The following is an 18,163-nucleotide window of genomic DNA, read 5'->3' as shown; positions in this document are numbered from 1 at the left end:
TGCGCTTACTTGGTCTTGCCCGGGTCCTTGACGCTCTTGATCACGTCGAACTCGACGTTGTAGAGCTGCCCGTCCTTCTTCTCGACCTTGCGCAGGTACACGTCCTGCACCACGTCGCGGGTCTGCGCGTCGATCATCATCTGGCCGCGCGGGCTCTCGAAGACCTGGCCCTTCATGGCCGCCAGCAGCGCTTCGCCGCCGCCCTGGCCCTTGGTGGTCTTCAGCGCTTCGTAGATCACGCGCATGCCGTCATAGCCGCCCACGGCCATGAAGTTGGGGCGCAGCTTGGGGTTGGCCTTCTCGAAGGACTCCACGAACTTCTTGTTCATGGCCGACGGGTGCGCCGCCGAGTAGTGGTGCGAGGTGACCACGCCCAGCGCGCCGTCGCCCATGTCGTTGAGTTGATCGTCGTCGGTCACGTCGCCGGTGGCGATCAGCTTGATGCCGGCCTTGTCCATGCCGCGCTCCAGGAACTGCTTCATCACGGCCGCGCCCGCGCCCGAGGGCACGAAGACGAACAGCGCGTCGGGCTTGGCGTCGCGCACCTTCTGCAGGAACGGCGCGAAGTCGGGGTTGCGCAGCGGCACGCGCAGCTTGTCGATGACCTTGCCGCCGTTGAGCTGGAAGCGCTCGCTGAAGAATTTCTCGGCGTCGTTGCCCGGGCCGTAGTCGGCCACCAGGGTCACCACCGTCTTGATGCCGTTCTTCGGCGCCCAGTCGCCCATGGGCACCGACACCTGCGGCAGCGTGAAGCCCGAGCGAATGATGTAGGGCGAGGCCTCCGTGATGCTCGAGGTGGCCGCGGCCATCACGAGCTGGGGCGTCTTCGACTGGGTGGCGATGGGCGCCACGGCCAGCGCCAGGGGCGTCAGGCCGAAGCCGGCGAGCACGTTCACCTTCTCGTTGACCACCAGTTCCTGCGCGAGGCGCTTGGTGACGTCGGGCAGGCCGGTGTCGTCCTTGACGATCAGCTCGACCTTCTTGCCGGCCACGGTGTCGCCGTTCTGGGCCATGTACAGGCGCGCGGCGGCTTCGATCTGGCGGCCGGTGGAGGCCGACTGGCCGGTCATCGGCAGGATCAGGCCGATCTTGAACTTGTTGTCCTGGGCACTGGCCAGCGGGACCGAAAGAACCGTGGAAACCGCAAGCGCCGACAGGGCGGCGGTCTGGATGAGATGGCGTCTTTGCATGATTTTTCCTTCAGGGACGGAACTCGAAACCGGGGCTATTTTCAACACTTTGCAACATTCGGCGGAGCAGGCAATCACCTACCCTGGGCCCCTCTCGGGCCTTTGTTGCGCGATCAATAAATGAACTGCGCGATCATCGCGCAAGGTGGCCGGCGCCGCGGCGGCGGCGTCAGCTGTCGGCGCGGTACGCGGAGTCGAGCGTGAGCGTACCCACGGCGCGTGACACACAGGCGCAAATGCGCGTGGTCGACTGCTTTTCGTGCTCGCTGAGGAACACGTCGCGGTGGTCGATCTCGCCGTCCACGGCGATCACGTCCATGGCGCACAGGCCGCACTCGCCGCGCTTGCAGTCCCACAGTGTCTGCACGCCGGCCGCGTCGAGCGCCTCGAGCAGCGTGCAGTCGGCCGGCACGGTGAGGGTCAGGTCGTGGCGCGGAATGCACACCTGGAACGACTGCGTGGCCAGGCGCCCGCTGCTGCCGAAGGTCTCGAAGCGCAGGTCCGCGATGGGGCGGCCGGCCGCATGCCAGGCGCGCTTCACGGCCTCGAGCATCGGCACCGGGCCGCAGGTATAGAGCTGGCCGCCGGCCGGCAGCGCGGCAATGGCGGCGGCGAAGTCGATGGGGGCCGAGCCTTCGTGGGCCGAGACGCCCTCGCCCAATGCGTCCCGCAGGTGCGCCAGGTAGCCGAACTCCTCGGCATTGCGCGCGCCGTAGAGCATCTTCACCGGCACGCCGGTGCGCCTTGCGTGCGCCGCCAGCCGCTGCGCCATCAGCACCAGCGGCGTGATGCCGATGCCGCCCGCCACCAGCAGGTAGCCGGGCGCCGAGAGGTCGAGCCCGAAGTGGTTCTGCGGCGCGCTCACCTGCAGGCGGTCGCCCACAGCCAGCCGCCACATCGCGAGCGAGCCGCCGCGGCCGTCGTCCAGCCGCTTCACGGCGATGCGCCAGCACCGGCCGTCGCCCTCGCCGACCAGCGAGTACGAGCGGGTCTGCAGCCTGCCTTGCGCGGTCATCACCTGCACCTGCAGGTGGGCGCCGGGTTCGTAGGCGCCGGCCAGGCCGCCCTCGCCCTCGCCCTCGCCCTCACCCTCTCGCCGGGGGCGCAGTTCGAACTCGCGCACGGTGGGCGTGACGTCGCGCAGCGCGACGACCTGCGCCTGCATCCATTGAAGATCGCTTTTCATCGGGGGAACACCAAAGGCAGGAAAGGAAAAAACGCCGGCTCAGCCGCGGCGGCGGATCAGCTGCACGCCCGGCAGCGGGCGCTGCTCGGCGGTGGGCGTGCCGTGCAGCGCCTCGCGCAGGTTGCGCCGCGCGATGCGGCTGTGCTCGCGCATCAGCGCCTCGGCGCGCGAGCCCTCGCCGGACTCGATGGCGTCGAGCACCTGCAGGTGCTGGTCCTGCGCAATGACGAGCATGTCGCGCGCGGCGGGCGAATTGGCCTGCACGATGACGAAGCCCGAAGGCGACGCGAACGGCAGGTTGACCACGCGCTCCAGCTGCTGCGCGATGACGGGGCTGCCCGCCATTTCGCACAGCAGCGAGTGAAAGCGCTCGTTGTGCGTCACGTAGCGCGAGAAGGCCGCGTCGTCCAGCGCGGGTTCGCGCAGCAGCTCGTCGATGCGCTGCAGGCAAGCGCGCGCCTCGCGCAGCACCACGGGCGCCGCGCCGCGCTCGGCCGCGAGCCGCGCGACCAGGCCTTCGAGCGTGCCGCGCAGCTCGATGGCGTCGGCCACGTCGCGCTCGGAGAACGTGCGCACCGCGTAGCCGCCGTTGGGCAGCGCCTCGAGCAGGCCTTCCTGCTCGAGCCGCATCAGCGCCGTGCGCACCGGCGTGCGCGACACGCCGAGCTGCTCGGAGATGGCCACTTCGGCAATGCGCGCGCCGCCGGGCAGCTCGCCCGCCAGGATCATCTCGCGCAGCCGCAACTGCGCCTTCACGCCTTGCGAACTGCCGCTGTCGCCGGGCTCGGCGCTGGAGACTGCCGCGACCTTCATGCGGCCTGCTTCTGGTTCTGGTTCTGGACGGTGGCCACGGCGTCCACTGCGTCCACGGGGCGGATCGGGATCGGCGCGCGCGCGGGCTTTTCCTTCTCGATCAGGCGGTCGATCAGCCGGCGCGCCCACATCGAGCCGGCGTCGATGTTGAGGTTGTAGAACTGGTGGTCGGGGTGGTCGTCCATGGCCTTCTGCTGCGCCTCGAGCACGAGCTCGTCTTCGCGGAAGATGCCGGCCACGCCCTCGCGCAGCTCGTGCGTGAGGCGCTGCTCGCCCAGGCAGTAGTTGCGCGAGAAGGCCCAGAAGTACAGGCAGGTCTTGTCGGTCTCGGGCGTGATGGTGTTGAGCACGTAGCCGTTGACGCCCTTGCTGCGGTCGCCGGGGTTGTCGCCCCGGGGCACCGCGCCGCTGCCGGCCTCGGCCACGCCGACGTCGATGTTCACCGTGCACGGGCCTTCGAAACGGATGATCTGCCAGCGGTCGACCTTGCCCGTGTAGCCGCGCGCATGGCGGATCTGGCCGCCCCAGAACGGCGGCGGGTCGATGCTCTCCATCCAGCGCGTGACGGTGGCCGAGCGGTCTCCGTGCGTGGCCACGAAAGGCGCCTCGGCCACTTCGCGGTTGCCGATGGACGAGCCGTGCACGAAGGTCTCGTGCGTCAGGTCCATGAGGTTGTCGACCACCAGGCGGTAGTCGCAGTTCACGCGGATCATCTTGCCGTCGCCGGCCCAGGCGGGGTCGTCGTTCCAGTGCATGTCGGGAATCAGCGCCGGGTCGGCCTTGGCCGGGTCGCCGGGCCAGATCCACACGAAGCGGTGCTTTTCCACGGCCGGAAAGTTGCGCACGCAGGCCGAGGGGTTGAGCGTTTCCTGGCTCGGCATGTGGGTGCAACGGCCCTGGCTGTTGTAGACCAGCCCGTGGTAGCCGCAGACCAGCTCGTCGCCCTCCAGGCGGCCCAGCGACAGCGGCATCAGCCGGTGCCAGCAGGCGTCCTCCAGCACGGCCACCTGGCCGTCGGTGCGGCGGAACAGCACCACTTTCTGGTTGCAGATGGTGCGCGGCAGCAGCGCGTGACGCACTTCGACGTCGTAGGCGGCGGCGTACCAGGCGTTCAGCGGAAAGGCGGTCGTGGGCGTTTTCATGAATACCCAATGTATACAGAAATTCGCGAATTTCCAGCCTGAAGGCGACTTTCAAGGGTAAACACCGAGTCATCTGTATACAGTCAACGGCATTCCGAAGGCGATACGATGCCCGCTCGTTCCCCCAAATCACGACGGAGTCATCCATGTCACAGCACGCCGCCTTGCCCGCCCGCTACGACCACGTGGGCAGTTTCCTGCGCCCCAAGTACCTGCTCGAAGCGCGCGAGCAGAAGGCCAAGGGCGAGATCACGCCCGAGCAGCTTCGCCTGGTCGAAGACAAGGCCATCACCGAGATCGTCCGGTTCCAGGAAGACATCGGCCTGAAGAGCATCACCGACGGCGAGTTCCGCCGCACGTACTTCCACATCGACTTCCTCGACCAGCTCGGCGGCGTGAAGACCGACATTCCAGTCACCATCCGCAAGCCCGACGGCACCGAGGAACTGGCGCCGCCCGCGATGCGCGTGATCGACAAGGTCCGCCACGTGAAGGACATCCAGCTCGCCGACTTCCAGTACCTGAAGAGCCAGGTGTCGGCCGGCAACATGCCCAAGGTGACGATCCCCTCGCCGACCATGCTGCACTTTCGCGGTGGCCGCGCCGGCATCAGCAAGGACGCGTACCCCGAACTCGACCCGGCCTTCTACGACGACGTGGCCAAGGCCTACGGCGACGAACTGCGCTCGCTCGCCGCGGCCGGCTGCACCTACGTGCAGATGGACGACACCAACCTGGCCTACCTGTGCGACGAGCACATGCGCGAAGCCGCCCGCAAGCGCGGCGACGACCCGAACGAACTGCCGCACCGCTACGCCGCCTTCATCAACAAGGTGGTGGCGCAGAAGCCGCCGGGCATGCTGCTGGCCATGCACCTGTGCCGGGGCAACTTCAAGAGCACGCACGCCGCGGCCGGCAACTACGAGCCGGTGGCCGAGGCGCTGCTCAAGGAGATGGACCTGGACGCCTACTTCATGGAATACGACGACGCCCGCTCGGGCGACTTCAAGCCGCTGCGCTACCTGCCCAAGGGCAAGACCGTGGTGCTCGGCCTGGTGACCACGAAGTTCGGCCAGATGGAAGACAAGGACGAGCTCAAGCGCCGCATCGACGAGGCCGCCAAGTACGCCTCGCTCGACCAGCTCGCGCTGTCGCCGCAGTGCGGCTTCTCCAGCACGGTGCACGGCAACAACATCGCGGTGGAAGCGCAGCGCGCCAAGCTGCGCCTGGTGGTCGAGACGGCACAGGAAGTCTGGGGCACGACCTGATGCATTGAGGGGCGGTTTCTGGTCAAGTCGGTGCCCATGACGACTCACATCTACTCCGGTCCCCTCAGCATGTTCGGCGCCAAGGTCGAGATCGCGGCACGCGAAAAAGGCGTGCCCTTCGAACTGGTCATGGTGCCCTTCACCACCGACGACGCCTACGAGCCCAAGCACCCCGAGGTGCTTCGGGTCAACCCGGTCAAGCAGCAGGTGCCGGTGCTGACCGACGACATCGACGGCGGCGTGGCGCTGTTCGACTCCACGCAGATCTCCGAGTACCTCGAAGACCGCTACCCCGGCCCCGAAAGCCTCGCGCTGTGGCCCGCGGGCATTGCCGAGCGGGCCCGCGCGCGGCAGCTGGAACAGAAGTCGGACGAGGTCTTCTTTCCCAACGTCATCCGGCTCTTCGGCCTGCAGCACGACATGAAGAGCGCCCCGGCGGTCGCGGCCTGCGCCGCCTGCGCGCGCTTCTACGAAGAGCTGGAAGGCCTGCTGGCCTCGCGCGAGTGCGAGTATTTGGCCGGCCCTTACTCCTTCGCCGACATCGCCTTCTACATGGCCCACGTGTTCGCCGACCGCAAGGGCGCCGGCATGACCGGCGCCACGCCGCGCCTGGTGGCCTGGCGCGACCGCGTGGGCGCGCGGCCCGCGGTGCGCGCGGTGGTCGACCCGATGATGCGTTTCCTGGCCTCGCAGGGGCGGGGCGTGCCGGCCTTCCTTCAGCGCTGAAGGGGTTCGCGCGCGCGGCGGCGCAGCGCTGAGGCATCATCGACCCATGCCTACTGCAAGCGTCTCGCGGTTCGACTGGCTGCCCTCCCCCTCGCAGCATTTCCTCGTCGTCACTTTCGCGCTGCTCGTCTATGTGCTGACCACCCGCGCGCGCCGCGAGCAGCGCGCGCCCACCACGGCCATCGCCTGGGTCATGGGGCTGGTGCTGATGCCCTACTTCATCCTGCCGATGTACCTGCTGTTCGGCCAGCGCAAGCTGCGCCCGGCCGGCTCGCCGCGGCCGCCGCGCTCGGTGCCGCCGGGCCACTGGGCCGCCGACCTGATCGAGAGCTTCGGCCTCGCGCCGCCGGGGCGCAGCGAGATCCGCATGCATGCCGACGGCGAGGCCGCGCGCGAGGCGCTGTGGCAGGTGATCGACGGCGCGCGCGAGCGCATCGACGTGTGCACCTTCATCATCGGCAACGACGCGCTCGGCCACGCCGTGCTCGAGCGCCTGGCCAAGCGCGCGCGCGAAGGCATCAAGGTGCGCGTGCTGCTCGACGGCTTCGGCGCCCTTTCTTTGCCGCGCCATCACTTCGACCGGCTGCGCGCGGCCGGCGGCGAGGTGGCGGTGTTCCGCCCCTTCTTCAGCCTGCGCCGCATCGGCCCGCGCAACCTGCGCAACCACCGCAAGTTCACCATCGCCGACGACAGCTGGCTGTGGTCGGGCGGGCGCAACCTGGCGGGCGAATACTTCACCGGCAACGACGCGCACCCCGAGGCCTGGCACGACCTGTCGTTCGACCTGCGCGGCAGCGTGGCCGCGGCCGCGGCGCGCCAGTTCGACCACGACTGGGCCTCGGTGCGCAGCCGCAAGGCGCGCGCCATCACCTGCGAGGACGCGCCCGAAGGACCGGGCACGGCCATGGCGCAGTTCCTGCCGAGCGGCCCCGACCAGACCGAAGACACGGCGCACGCGCTGTTGATCGACGCGTGCTTTCGCGCCGAGCACCGCATCCTGGCGATCACGCCCTACTTCGTGCCCGGCGACGGCCTGCGCGACGCGCTGCGGCTGGCCGCGCGGCGCGGCGTGCAGGTGACCATCGCGATGCCCGCGCAGTCCAACCACCGGCTGGCCGACTTCGTGCGCGCACGCGCCATGCGCGACCTGGCGCGCGCGGGCGTGAGCTTTCGCATGCTGCCGTTCATGGCGCACGCCAAGGCGGTGGTGGTCGACGGCGACCTGGCGCTGTGCGGCTCGATCAACCTCGACCTGCGCAGCCTGCTGCTGAACCACGAGGCGGCGGTGGTGTTCTACGGCGTGGACGAAATCGAATGGCTGGCCGAGTGGATCGAGACCACCGCCTCGGCCGGCGAGCCCTACCGCGCGCGGCGCCCGGGGCTGGTGCGGGACGTGGCCGAAGGGCTGCTGCTGACGGTAGCTTTCCAGCTGTAATGTTTCGTGCATAAATGCAACGCTTGTGCAACAAACAGAACGTGAATACTAAAATCTCCACCGGTTTCGGTGGTTGACACGCCAGCCTGCCGCGAGCGTAAGTCCCGGCCGGCCGCGCGAGTTCCCGGAGCCCCCTGCGTTGCGGGGCAGTCCGCCCGGGGCCCGGCACGTCGCAAGTGCCCACCCAAGGCGCCGTCCGTTCGAGTTTCACGCCCCCACGCCGGGGAACGACCGATGCGAGCCTTCTTCTCGCTGCGTGCACGGCTGAGCCCACTGACCGTGCCGATGCTGGCGACCCTGGTGAAGCGGTCGCTGCTGCTACCAGTTCTGCTCGCGCTGTCTGGAATGGCGCCCGCTTTCGCCGCCATGGACGACGTCGGCCGTGCCGCGCCCAGCGTGCACCGCCTGAAGTTCATCGCCGACCCCGAGCTGGCCGCCGACATCGGCCCCGCCGAAGCCGCCCGCCGCCTCGCGCAGTACGTGGCCGACGTCAACACCGTGTTCACGCGCGAGACCGTGCGCAGCTTCGTCTTCGACCCCAGCACCGACCTTCAGCTGGTGCCGCCCGCCGCGGCGCCGCAGTGCAGCTACAACGGCCTGGTCAACGGCGAGGTGGTGGTCTGCATCTCCAAGTCCAAACGCGGCTACAGCCACGGCGGCCTGTCGACCAGCTGGACCTTTCCGCAGAAGGGCGTGGCCTGGAACCTGAACTGGGTGGCCATCCACGACCCGCTGCGGCTGTCGCGCGCGCCCAGCGCCGCCGCGCCCGAGTCCACCGAGAAAGACTACCTCGGCCGCCAGCTGAAGACGCTGCTGCACGAGCTGGAGCACGTGTTCGGCGCCGGGGCGGGCGAGTACTACAACGGCGTTGCGGTGACCGACACCACCGGCGTCGCGCCCATCGTCGACCTGGCTCTGGCCGACGAGGGCGACCGCTACTGGTGGACGCGGCAGAACTGGCGCCTCGACCCGCTGCTGGGCACCGTGTTCGAGCAGCGCCGCGACCCGGCCGCCAACCGCATCGCCACGCTGGAAATGATCCGCTTCACGCCGGGCACCAAGGCCAGCATCGACACCGACTGGACCGACTGGCCCAAGCTCGGCAGCTCGAAGTTCATGGCCGGCACCACCGCCACGCAGGTGCGCGTGACCGACCGCGACAGCGGCGCCGCGCTGGCGGGCGCGCAGGTGTCGGTGTGGCGCAACCCGGGCGCGGGCAAGCCGCTGGTGATGCTGGTGACGGGCGTGGCCGACGCATCGGGCCGTTTCGTGTTCGACTGGGACTGCGGCTTCAGCTGCTTCGCCGTGGGCAAGACCACGCTGCTGGTGAAAGCACATGCGCCGAACCGCGCGCCGGGCGCGAGCTGGTTCACCATCTTCGACGCGTTCGAGCAGAAGGCCGTGCAGGGCTTGGCGATGTTCACCATCGCCCTGGCGCTCGGCGGCATCGACGTGACGCCGCCCACGGTGTCGCTGGCCGCGCCGTCCACGGCCACCGTGGGCCAGCCCACGCTCATCGCGCCGGCCGTGGTCGACAACGTGGGCGTGTGGGGCGTCAAGGTGCTGGGCAACGACAGCATTCCGATCTGCACCTTCACCGCCCCGCCCTACACCTGCAGCTGGACTCCGGGCAGCCCGGGCGTGCAGACGATCCGCGTCATCGGCGTGGACGCGGCGGGCAACACCGCGGTGGCGTCGGCCAACGTCATCGTGCAGCCGCCTGCCATCGCCGTGCCACCGGCCGTGGCGATGACGGTGCCGCCCGCCGCCGCGGCCAGGGCGCCTGCGCAACTAGAGGCCAATGCCTCGGCCAACGTGGCGCAGCTGAGCTTCATCGTCGACGGCAAGACCGTGTGCAGCCTGCAGGCTGCGCCCTTCTCCTGCCGCTGGACGCCGTCGGCCGCCGGCTACGCCAACATCGAGGCGCGCGCCGTCGACGCGGCGGGCAACATCGCCAGCGTGTCCGCGATCACGCGCGTGACGCCCCAGCTTTCGATTTCTTCCGCCCCGCCGCCGGCTTCTTCCCCTCTTTGAGTTCGTCCGGCGTCGGCGTGTTGCTGAAGCTCACGTTGCCCAGCCCCGTGCCGATGGTCAGCACGCCCCAGTGCTTCACGTCGCGCATGAAGGGCAACTCGCTCAGGCCCTGCACCACCGCGTCGTTGTGCATCAGCACCAGCATCGGGTCGGAGCCCAGCGTGAGCATGCGGCGCCACACGGCCGTGGGCAGGTGGAAGGCGTGGCTTTCCCAATCGCCCGGCAGGTTCTGCGCGCCGCGCGCAATGGAGCCGTCGGAGCGGATGAGCCCCGGGCAGCCGATGCCGATGAAGGGCGCGAGCCGGATCTTCTTGCGCTCGCTGTAGCGCACCATGTCCATCAGCATGTCGGCGATGTGCTCGACCATGTGGCTGCGGTTGGGGCCTTCGTCGGCATGGCGCCACTTCACGCGGCGCACCACCTCCGCGCGCGAGAAGTCGTGCGCCTTGCGGTAGCGCGTCTTCACGATGCCGCAGCGCACGTTGGTGCCGCCGATGTCCACCGCAAGAATGGCGTCGTACTTGCGCAGCAGGGCCGGCGGCGTCAGGTGCACCCAGCCGATCAGCCCGCCGTCGTCCACGTTGTGCGACAGGCGGCCCAACTGCACGTGCTGGCCCAGCTCTTCCAGGATGGCGCCGGTCTGCAGCACCGCGCGCTCGCCCACGTCGCTCTCGGGAAAACCGCCGCCGATGACGATGCGCTCGACCTTGTGCCATGAGGGCTGGCGCAGGAAGCGCTGGATCACCGAGGCCAGTTCCTCGGTGAACTCCTCGATCACGCCGTGCATCACATCGCCGGCCTCCGACGCCTTCTTCGCGCCGAGCACGCGGTCGAGCGCCTTCTTGCTGAGGTCGCGCGAGTGCAGGTCGCCCAGCGGATCCTTGCCCTTCTTGCGGCGGCGCTTGCGCCAGCGCTCGAGCAGTTCCCTGAAGGCGGTCTGGCTCGCCTGGTCGCCGACGAAGCCGTCCTTGTCGCGCAGCTGCAGGCTGTAGCCCTCGACGTGCACGCCGGGAAGGTCGCGCAGGCCGTGCACGTCGGTGGGGGGCAAGGGATCGGGCCGGTCGGCAGGGTTGGCGAGTTTGGTGCCGGCGGCTTCAGGCTTCGCAGCCTTGGAGGGAGAAGACTTCATGAAGCGGAATGATGCGCCCGCCCACCACCCCGGCGCATCGGTTGCGCGCACGACGGCGTGTAGGAGATTGGCGGGTACGCCGAATGCGGCGTTGTCTATAAACTGCCCGCGATGCACCTGCCCCGCTGCCTCCGCCTCCGTTTCTGGCGCTTCGCCTTGCTGCTCTCGCTCACGGGGTTCGGCATGGCCGGCGCCGCGCAGGCCGCGGACGACACCTTGCGCGTGGGCTCCAAGCGCTTCACCGAGTCGTACATCCTGGCCGAGCTGCTGGCGCAGACCGCAGCGCCGCACACCGCCTCTGCGCCCGTCGTGCGGCAGGGGCTGGGCAACACGGCCATCGTGTACGAGGCACTGCGCTCGGGCGCCATCGACCTCTATGCCGAATACACCGGCACCATCGCGCAGGAGATCCTCAAGGGTTCACCCGCCGACACGCGCGAGGCCATGAACGCGTCGCTGGCGCCACTCGGCCTGGGCGTGGCGATTCCCCTGGGGTTCAACGACGGCTATGCGCTCGCGGTGCGCGCCGCCGACGCCGACCGGCTGGGCCTGCGCACCCTGAGCGACCTGGCGAAGCACCCCGAGCTCAAGCTCGGCCTGTCGAACGAATTCATCGGCCGCGCCGACGGCTGGAAGGGCTTGGCCGCGCGCTACGGCTACACGCAGACGCCGAGCGGCCTGGACCACGGCCTGGCCTACGACGCGGTGGCCGCCAAGCAGATCGACGTGATCGACATCTACACCACCGACGCCAAGATCGACCACCTCGGCCTGCGTGTGCTGGAAGACGACAAGAAGTACTTTCCGCGCTACGACGCCGTGGTGCTCTACAAGCTCGACCTGCCCACGCGCCTGCCGCAGGCCTGGGCCGCGCTGAAGACGCTCGAAGGCAAGGTCGACGAGCACGCGATGATCGCGATGAACGCGCGCGCCGAGCTGCAGAGCGTGCCCTTCGACGTGATCGCGCGCGACTTCCTCGCCAGCAGCGGCAAGGACGCGAAGGCGGACCCGAACGCGCAGCGCAAGGAAGAACGGCGCGGCTTCATGGCCAAGCTCTTCGGCCCCGACCTGTGGAAGCTCGCGCGCCAGCACCTGCTGCTGGTGGCGCTGTCGGTGGGCATTGCCATCCTCATCGGCGTGCCGATCGCGATCCTGGTGTTTCCGCATGTGCGGTTGCGCGCGGTGGTGCTGGGCATGGCAAGCCTGATGCAGACCGTGCCGTCGCTGGCGTTGCTGGCGGTGCTGATCTCGATGCTCGGCGCCATCGGTGCCCTGCCCGCGTTGATTGCGCTCACGCTGTACTCGCTGCTGCCGATCATGCGCAACACGGTCACGGGCCTGACCGAGGTGCCCAACGGCTTGCGGATGGCCGGCACCGCGCTGGGCATGACCCCGCCGCAGAGCCTTCAGCTGGTGCTGTTGCCGCTCGCACTGCCGACCTTGCTGGCGGGCGTGCGAACGGCCACGGCCATCGCCATCGGCACCGCGACCATCGCCGCCTTCATCGGTGCGGGCGGGTTCGGTGAGCGCATCGTGACGGGGCTGGCGCTCAACGACCGGGAGTTGCTGATGGCGGGGGCGCTGCCGGCCGCCACGCTGGCGTTGCTGAGCGAGGCGATCTTCGAACTCATCGAGTTCCTGATGCGCCGCAGGCGGCAAGCTCCGCCGAGCTCGCTGCCTTCGCCTTGAAGACGCCTGGAGATCAGGCCAGCGTGTAGGCCGTCTTCACGGTGGTGAAGAACTCCTGCGCGTACTTGCCCTGCTCACGCGGCCCATAGCTCGAACCCTTGCGACCGCCGAACGGCACGTGATAGTCCACACCCGCCGTCGGCAGGTTGACCATCACCATGCCGGCCTGGCTGTGGCGCTTGAAGTGCGTGGCGTGCTTCAGCGAGGTGGTCGCAATGCCGGCCGACAGGCCGAACTCGGTATCGTTGGCCGTGGCCAGTGCCTCTTCGTAGTTCTTCACGCGGATCACGCTGGCCACCGGGCCGAAGATCTCTTCCTTGTTGATGCGCATCGCGGCGGCCGTTTCGCTGAAGAGCGCGGGCGACATGTAGTAGCCGTCGGTCTCCAGCTTCAGCAGCTCGCCGCCGGCGGCCAAGGTGGCGCCTTCGCCCTTGCCGATGGCAACGTACTCCATGTCCTGATCGAGCTGCGACTTCGAAGAGACCGGGCCCACGTCGGTGCCCTGCGCCAGCGCATCGCCCACCTTGATCCTGGCCATGCGCGTCTTCATCGCGTCGATGAACTTGGGGTAGATGCCTTCGGTCACGATGAGGCGGCTCGACGCGGTGCAGCGTTGGCCGGTGGAATAGAACGCGCTCTGCACGCTGAGCTCCACGGCCTGCGCGAGGTCGGCGTCGTCAAGAATCACCTGCGGGTTCTTGCCGCCCATTTCGAGCTGCACCTTCTTGTGGTTAGTGACGCACTGGATCGCGATGTTGCGGCCCACGCCCACCGAGCCGGTGAAGCTGATCGCGTGGATGCCGGGGTGCTTGACCAGCGCCTCGCCGATCACGCTGCCGCGGCCCATCACCAGGTTGAACACGCCCGCGGGAATGCCCGAGCGGCTGATGATTTCGGAGAGCGCCCAGGCGCTGCCCGGCACGAGGTCGGCGGGCTTCAACACCACGCAGTTGCCGAAGGCCAGCGCGGGCGCGATCTTCCAGGCGGGAATGGCGATCGGGAAGTTCCACGGCGTGATCAGGCCGACCACGCCCACCGGCTCGCGCGTGATTTCCACGCCGATGTTGGGACGCACCGACGGCAGCAGCTCGCCCGACAGGCGCAGGCATTCGCCCGCGAAGAACTTGAAGATCTGGCCCGCGCGCGTGGCCTCGCCGATGCCTTCGGCCTTGGTCTTGCCTTCTTCGCGCGCCAGCAGCGTGCCCAGCTCTTCCTTGCGCGCGAGGATCTCGGTGCCGATCTTGTCGAGCGCGTCGGAGCGCGCCTGGATGCTGCCCGTGGCCCAGGCCGGGAAGGCGGCGGTGGCGGCGGCCACGGCGGCATCGACGTGCGATGCGTCGCCCTGCGTGTACTGGCCGAGCACGTCGGACAGGTTGCTGGGGTTGATGTTGGCGCTGTAGCTTGCGCCGGCACGCCATTCGCCGGCGATCAGGTTGTCGAAGTTCTGCATGGGGTGTTCCTTGCTGCTCGATGGAAAGAAAGAAGCCGGAGCGTTGAGGCTCCGGCTGCGGAAAGGGGACAGGGGAAATAAGGAAGTGTGAACCTTCAGCGAACCATGCACGGCCGCTTGTTGTCGAAGGTCCAGTTGGGAATCAGGTACTGCATCGCCTGCGCATCGTCGCGCGCGCCCAGGCCGTGCTTCAGGTACAGCTGGTGCGCCTTCTCGACTTCGGCCATGTCGAGCTCCACACCGAGGCCGCCGCGCGTGGGCACCTTCACGAAGCCGCCCTCGATCTGCAGCGGCGCCTTCGTGAGGCGCTGGCCGTCCTGCCAGATCCAGTGCGTGTCGATGGCCGTCACCTTGCCGGGTGCCGCGGCCGCCACGTGCGTGAACATCGCGAGCGACACGTCGAAGTGGTTGTTCGAATGCGAACCCCAGGTCAGGCCCCAGGCCTGGCACAGCTGCGCCACGCGCACCGAGCCCTGCAGGGTCCAGAAATGCGGGTCGGCCAGCGGAATGTCGACCGACTGCAGCGACAGGCTGTGCACCATCTCGCGCCAGTCGGTGGCGACCATGTTGGTGGCGGTGGGCAGGCCGGTGGCGCGGCGAAACTCGGCCATCACCTCGCGGCCCGAGAACACGCCTTCGGCGCCGCACGGATCTTCGGCATAGGCCATCACGCCGTGCAGGTCGCGGCACAGGCGAATCGCGTCCTGCAACAGCCAGCCGCCGTTGGGGTCGAGCGTGACGCGGGCCTGCGGAAAGCGCTCGTGCAGCGCGCGGATGGCCTCGACCTCTTGTTCGCCGCGCAGCACGCCGCCCTTGAGCTTGAAGTCGGTGAAGCCGTAGCGTGCGTGCGTGGCCTCGGCCAGGCGCACGATGGCCTCGGGCGTCATGGCTTCTTCATGGCGCAGGCGGAACCAGTCGTTGTCGGCGCCGGGGTCGGTCTCGTACGCCAGGCCGGTCTTGGTGCGGTCGCCCACGTAGAAGAGGTACCCGAGCATCTGCACCGCGTCGCGCTGCTGGCCTTCGCCGAGCAGGGCCGCCACGGGGACCTCGAGGAACTGGCCCAGCAGGTCGAGCAGCGCGGCCTCCACGGCGGTGACCGCGTGGATGGTCACGCGCAGGTCGAAGGTCTGCTGGCCGCGCCCGCCGCTGTCGCGGTTGGCGAACGCGTGGCGCATGCTGTTGAGCACGGCGTTGTGCTTGCCGATGGGCTGGCCCACGATGAGGCTGCGCGCGTCTTCCAGCGTCTGGCGGATCTTCTCGCCGCCGGGCACTTCGCCCACGCCGGTGCGCCCGGCGCTGTCGGTCAGGATCAGCAGGTTGCGCGTGAAGAACGGGCCGTGGGCACCGCTCAGGTTCATCAGCATGCTGTCGTGGCCCGCGACGGGGACCACGCGCATGGCGGTGACGGTGGGGGTCTGGCTTTGGCTCATCGGATCGATCAGGTGCGTACGGCCTGGCGGGCCAGCAGTTTCCAGCTTCCGCCCTGCTTTTGCCAGACCCCGAGGATCTTCAGCGCCACCTTGCCGGGCTTGCCCGAGTCGTTGGTGTCGGCGGCGAGCGTGTGGCGCACGATGGCGGTGTTGGCGTCCACCACCTTGATGGTCTGCTCGGTGATGGCGATGGTGACGAAGTCGGACTTGCCGTCCACCAGGTCGGCGATGAAGCTAGCCTTGGTGTCGACCTTGCCGCCCGAATGGCCGTAGCTCAGGTCGTCGGCCACCAGCGCGCCGAGCGCGGCGGCGGTGGGGTCGATCATGGCGATGCGCAGGCGCTCGGCCGCGGCAGCCACTTCGGGCTGCGCCGAGGCGCCGCCGCCCGCGGGCATCATCGCGCAGCCAGAGACCATCGCGGCCGCGGCGGCCACGAGGAAGAACTTCTTGATGGGCATGGGGTCTTGTCTCCGTTGTCGTTTCTTTGCGTCCGTGCGTCCGTGCGGCCGTGCGGCCGTGCGTCCGTGCGTCCGTTCGGCCAGGGCTCCGGGTGCTCTTCTTACTGCGGGCCGAGCGCGTCGATCAGCGCCTTGAGCTCTTCCATCTCGGCGGGCTTCAGGTCGGTCAGCGGTGCGCGCACGGGGCCGGCGTCGTGGCCGACGATCTTGGCGCCGGCCTTCACGATGCTCACGGCGTAGCCCGGCACGCGGTTGCGCAGCTCGAGGTAGGGCATGAAGAAGTTCTTCAGCAAGTGGTGCTGCGTCTTCAGGTCGTCGGCGGCCACGGCCTTGTAGAAGTCCATGGCGGTCTTCGGGATGAAGTTGAAGACAGCCGACGAATACACCGGCGTGCCCATCGCCTTGTAGGCGGCGGCATACACCTCTGCCGTGGGCAGGCCGCCCAGGTAGGCGAAGCGCTCGCCCATGCGCTGGTAGATGGCGACCATGGCTTCGATGTCGCCGATGCCGTCCTTGAAGCCCACCAGGTTGGGGTTGCGCTCGGCCAGGCCGGCCAGCGTCTCGGGCTTGAGGCGGCTCGATGCGCGGTTGTAGACGATCACGCCGAACTTCACGCTCTTGCACACGGCTTCCACGTGCGCGGCCAGGCCTTCCTGGCCGGCTTCGGTGAGGTAGTGCGGCAGCAGCAGGATGCCGTGCGCGCCGGCCTTCTCCGCGGCTTGCGCGCACTGGATGGCAAAGCGCGTCGGGCCGCCGGCGCCGGCAATGATCGGCACCACGCCGCGGCAGGTGTCCACCGCGGTCTTGATGATGCCGGGGTACTCCTCGCCGGTCAGCGAGAAGAACTCGCCCGTGCCGCCGGCCGCGAACAGCGCGCTCGCGCCGTAGGGCGCCAGCCACTCGAGGCGCTTGACGTAGCTTGGCGCGTTGAAGTCGCCGTTGCTGTCGAAGTCGGTCAGCGGGAACGAGAGCAGGCCGGAGCCCATGATGGTCTTGAGTTCTTGCGGGTTCATGGGGATGAGTCCTGTGAAGATTGAAAGAGAAAGAAGAGATTCAGGAAGCAGCCATGCGGCCGCCGCCGGGCCGCCCCAAGGCGGGCCGCGCCTCCCCCTCGGGGGGTGGCGAATTGCACGGAGCGAAGCGAGTGAAAAGCCGGGGGATCAGCATGGCTAGTCGAGCTTGACGTTGGCTTCCTTGATGACCTGCGCCCAGCGCGCGCGCTCCTTGGCAAAGAACTGGTCCTGCTCGGCAACGGTCATGGTCACGACCTCCGCGCCCTGCCCCGCGAGGCGTGCACGGATGTCGGGTGTGCGGATGATGCGCACCAGCTCGCGGTTGAGCCGCGCGATCACCGCGTCGGGCACGCCGCGCGCGGCCACCACGCCCTGCCAGGTGCCCGATTCGTAGCCGGGCGCGCCCTGCTCCGCGATGGTCGGCACGCTGCCGATCAGCGGCATGCGCGTGGCCTTGGACACGGCGATCAGCTTGAGCTTGCCGGCCTGCACCTGCGGATAGGTGGCGAGCATGCCGTTCATGAGCACCTGGGTCTGGCCCGCGACGGTGTCCAGCACGGCCTGCACGCCGCCCTTGTAGGGCACGTACTCCCACTTCGCGCCGATCTTGCGCTGCAGTTCGATGCCGGCCAGGTGCGCGGTGCTGCCGCTGGCGGTGACGGCGAAGTTGAAGTCGCTTTTCTTGGAGAGTTCGACGAGCTCCTTCAGCGTGTTGGCCTGCACCGAGGGGTGCACCACCAGCAGGTGCGGCGAGTAGGCCAGCATGGACACGCTGCGCAGGTCCTTCGACGGATCGAACGGCAGCTTGGGGTACAGCGACGGGCTGATGGCCAGCGCGCCCATGTCGCACAGCATGAGGGTGTAGCCGTCGGCCGGCGCCTTGGCCAGCAGGTCGGCGCCGAGGTTGCCGTTGGCGCCCGCGCGGTTGTCGATGATGACCGACTGCCCCAGCGCTTCCGACAGCGGCTGGCTGATGGCGCGCGCGATGATGTCCGACGAACCGCCCGGCGGGTACGGAACGATGATCTTGATGGGCTTCGAGGGCCAGGTACCGGTGCCGGCCTGTGCGCCTTGCGCGGCCTGCGAGGCCTGGGCAAGGGCGCGCACAGGCAGGCTGGCGGCCAGTGTGGTGGCGAGGGCAGCGCCCAATGCGCCACGTCGGTTGATGCTCATGCTGTCTCCTGATTTGTTCGATGAAGT

At 68.7% G+C, this 18,163-nt stretch carries 15 protein-coding genes; 5 read left to right on the top strand and 10 right to left on the bottom strand.

Annotation, left to right across the window (positions count from 1 at the left end):
- Positions 1-5: 5 nt before the first annotated feature.
- The 4 genes from BM013_RS07710 to BM013_RS07695 form a co-directional block, all read right to left on the bottom strand.
- The gene (locus tag BM013_RS07710; RefSeq protein WP_093124861.1) at positions 6-1,190 is read right to left on the bottom strand and encodes an ABC transporter substrate-binding protein; all 1,185 of its coding nucleotides are present in this window, start codon (positions 1,188-1,190) and stop codon (positions 6-8) included.
- 169 nt (positions 1,191-1,359) lie between these two features.
- A complete protein-coding gene (locus BM013_RS07705; RefSeq protein ID WP_093124859.1) occupies positions 1,360-2,376 on the bottom strand; it encodes a PDR/VanB family oxidoreductase in 1,017 nt (338 codons plus the stop codon).
- 39 nt (positions 2,377-2,415) lie between these two features.
- A complete protein-coding gene (locus tag BM013_RS07700) occupies positions 2,416-3,189 on the bottom strand; it encodes a GntR family transcriptional regulator (protein WP_093124856.1) in 774 nt (257 codons plus the stop codon).
- Positions 3,186-4,331: an aromatic ring-hydroxylating dioxygenase subunit alpha gene (locus tag BM013_RS07695; RefSeq protein WP_093124854.1), complete on the bottom strand. Its 1,146-nt coding sequence runs from the start codon at positions 4,329-4,331 to the stop codon at positions 3,186-3,188. The genes BM013_RS07700 and BM013_RS07695 overlap by 4 nt, the downstream gene beginning before the upstream one ends.
- 146 nt (positions 4,332-4,477) lie before the next feature.
- On the opposite strand from BM013_RS07695, the gene BM013_RS07690 reads away from it, so the two are divergent.
- The 4 genes from BM013_RS07690 (at position 4,478) to BM013_RS07675 (ending at position 9,794) form a co-directional block, all read left to right on the top strand.
- Positions 4,478-5,599 carry a 5-methyltetrahydropteroyltriglutamate--homocysteine S-methyltransferase gene (locus BM013_RS07690; protein ID WP_093124852.1) on the top strand — a complete coding sequence of 374 codons (1,122 nt, stop codon included), beginning with the start codon at positions 4,478-4,480 and terminating at the stop codon, positions 5,597-5,599.
- A 36-nt stretch (positions 5,600-5,635) separates the two neighbouring features.
- Positions 5,636-6,325, top strand: a complete 690-nt coding sequence (locus tag BM013_RS07685; RefSeq protein WP_093124849.1) for a glutathione S-transferase family protein — start codon at positions 5,636-5,638, stop codon at positions 6,323-6,325.
- Positions 6,326-6,371: 46 nt separating this feature from the next.
- Positions 6,372-7,760, top strand: coding sequence for a phospholipase D-like domain-containing protein (locus BM013_RS07680; protein ID WP_093124847.1), 1,389 nt, complete (start codon positions 6,372-6,374; stop codon positions 7,758-7,760).
- A gap of 234 nt (positions 7,761-7,994) precedes the next feature.
- Positions 7,995-9,794: an Ig-like domain-containing protein gene (locus tag BM013_RS07675; protein WP_093124844.1), complete on the top strand. Its 1,800-nt coding sequence runs from the start codon at positions 7,995-7,997 to the stop codon at positions 9,792-9,794.
- Here BM013_RS07675 and BM013_RS07670 read toward each other — a convergent pair.
- On the bottom strand, positions 9,730-10,923 hold the full coding sequence (locus BM013_RS07670; RefSeq protein WP_256221419.1) for an ROK family protein: 1,194 nt from the start codon (positions 10,921-10,923) through the stop codon (positions 9,730-9,732). The genes BM013_RS07675 and BM013_RS07670 overlap by 65 nt on opposite strands.
- 111 nt (positions 10,924-11,034) lie before the next feature.
- Here BM013_RS07670 and BM013_RS07665 point away from each other — a divergent pair, with 111 nt between their 5' ends.
- Positions 11,035-12,612: an ABC transporter permease/substrate-binding protein gene (locus BM013_RS07665; protein ID WP_093124842.1), complete on the top strand. Its 1,578-nt coding sequence runs from the start codon at positions 11,035-11,037 to the stop codon at positions 12,610-12,612.
- A gap of 13 nt (positions 12,613-12,625) precedes the next feature.
- On the opposite strand, the gene BM013_RS07660 is transcribed toward BM013_RS07665, so the two are convergent.
- From BM013_RS07660 to BM013_RS07640, 5 genes are all read right to left on the bottom strand, one after another.
- Positions 12,626-14,062 carry an aldehyde dehydrogenase family protein gene (locus tag BM013_RS07660; protein WP_093124839.1) on the bottom strand — a complete coding sequence of 479 codons (1,437 nt, stop codon included), beginning with the start codon at positions 14,060-14,062 and terminating at the stop codon, positions 12,626-12,628.
- A 95-nt stretch (positions 14,063-14,157) separates the two neighbouring features.
- Positions 14,158-15,492 carry a glucarate dehydratase gene (gudD, locus tag BM013_RS07655; RefSeq protein WP_093124837.1) on the bottom strand — a complete coding sequence of 445 codons (1,335 nt, stop codon included), beginning with the start codon at positions 15,490-15,492 and terminating at the stop codon, positions 14,158-14,160.
- Positions 15,493-15,500: 8 nt separating this feature from the next.
- A complete protein-coding gene (locus BM013_RS07650) occupies positions 15,501-15,950 on the bottom strand; it encodes a nuclear transport factor 2 family protein (protein ID WP_093124834.1) in 450 nt (149 codons plus the stop codon).
- A gap of 101 nt (positions 15,951-16,051) precedes the next feature.
- Positions 16,052-16,963: a 5-dehydro-4-deoxyglucarate dehydratase gene (kdgD, locus tag BM013_RS07645; protein ID WP_093124832.1), complete on the bottom strand. Its 912-nt coding sequence runs from the start codon at positions 16,961-16,963 to the stop codon at positions 16,052-16,054.
- Positions 16,964-17,119: 156 nt separating this feature from the next.
- Positions 17,120-18,136 (bottom strand): Bug family tripartite tricarboxylate transporter substrate binding protein, encoded by a 1,017-nt coding sequence (locus BM013_RS07640; RefSeq protein WP_093124829.1) that lies wholly within the window; start codon positions 18,134-18,136, stop codon positions 17,120-17,122.
- Between the last annotated feature and the right edge of the window lie 27 nt (positions 18,137-18,163).

The sequence above is a fragment of the Variovorax sp. OK605 genome (genome assembly GCF_900115445.1).
GTDB lineage: Bacteria > Pseudomonadota > Gammaproteobacteria > Burkholderiales > Burkholderiaceae_C > Variovorax.
Note: the sequence above shows the minus strand (reverse complement) of the source record. Positions and strands in the feature narration are given on the sequence as shown.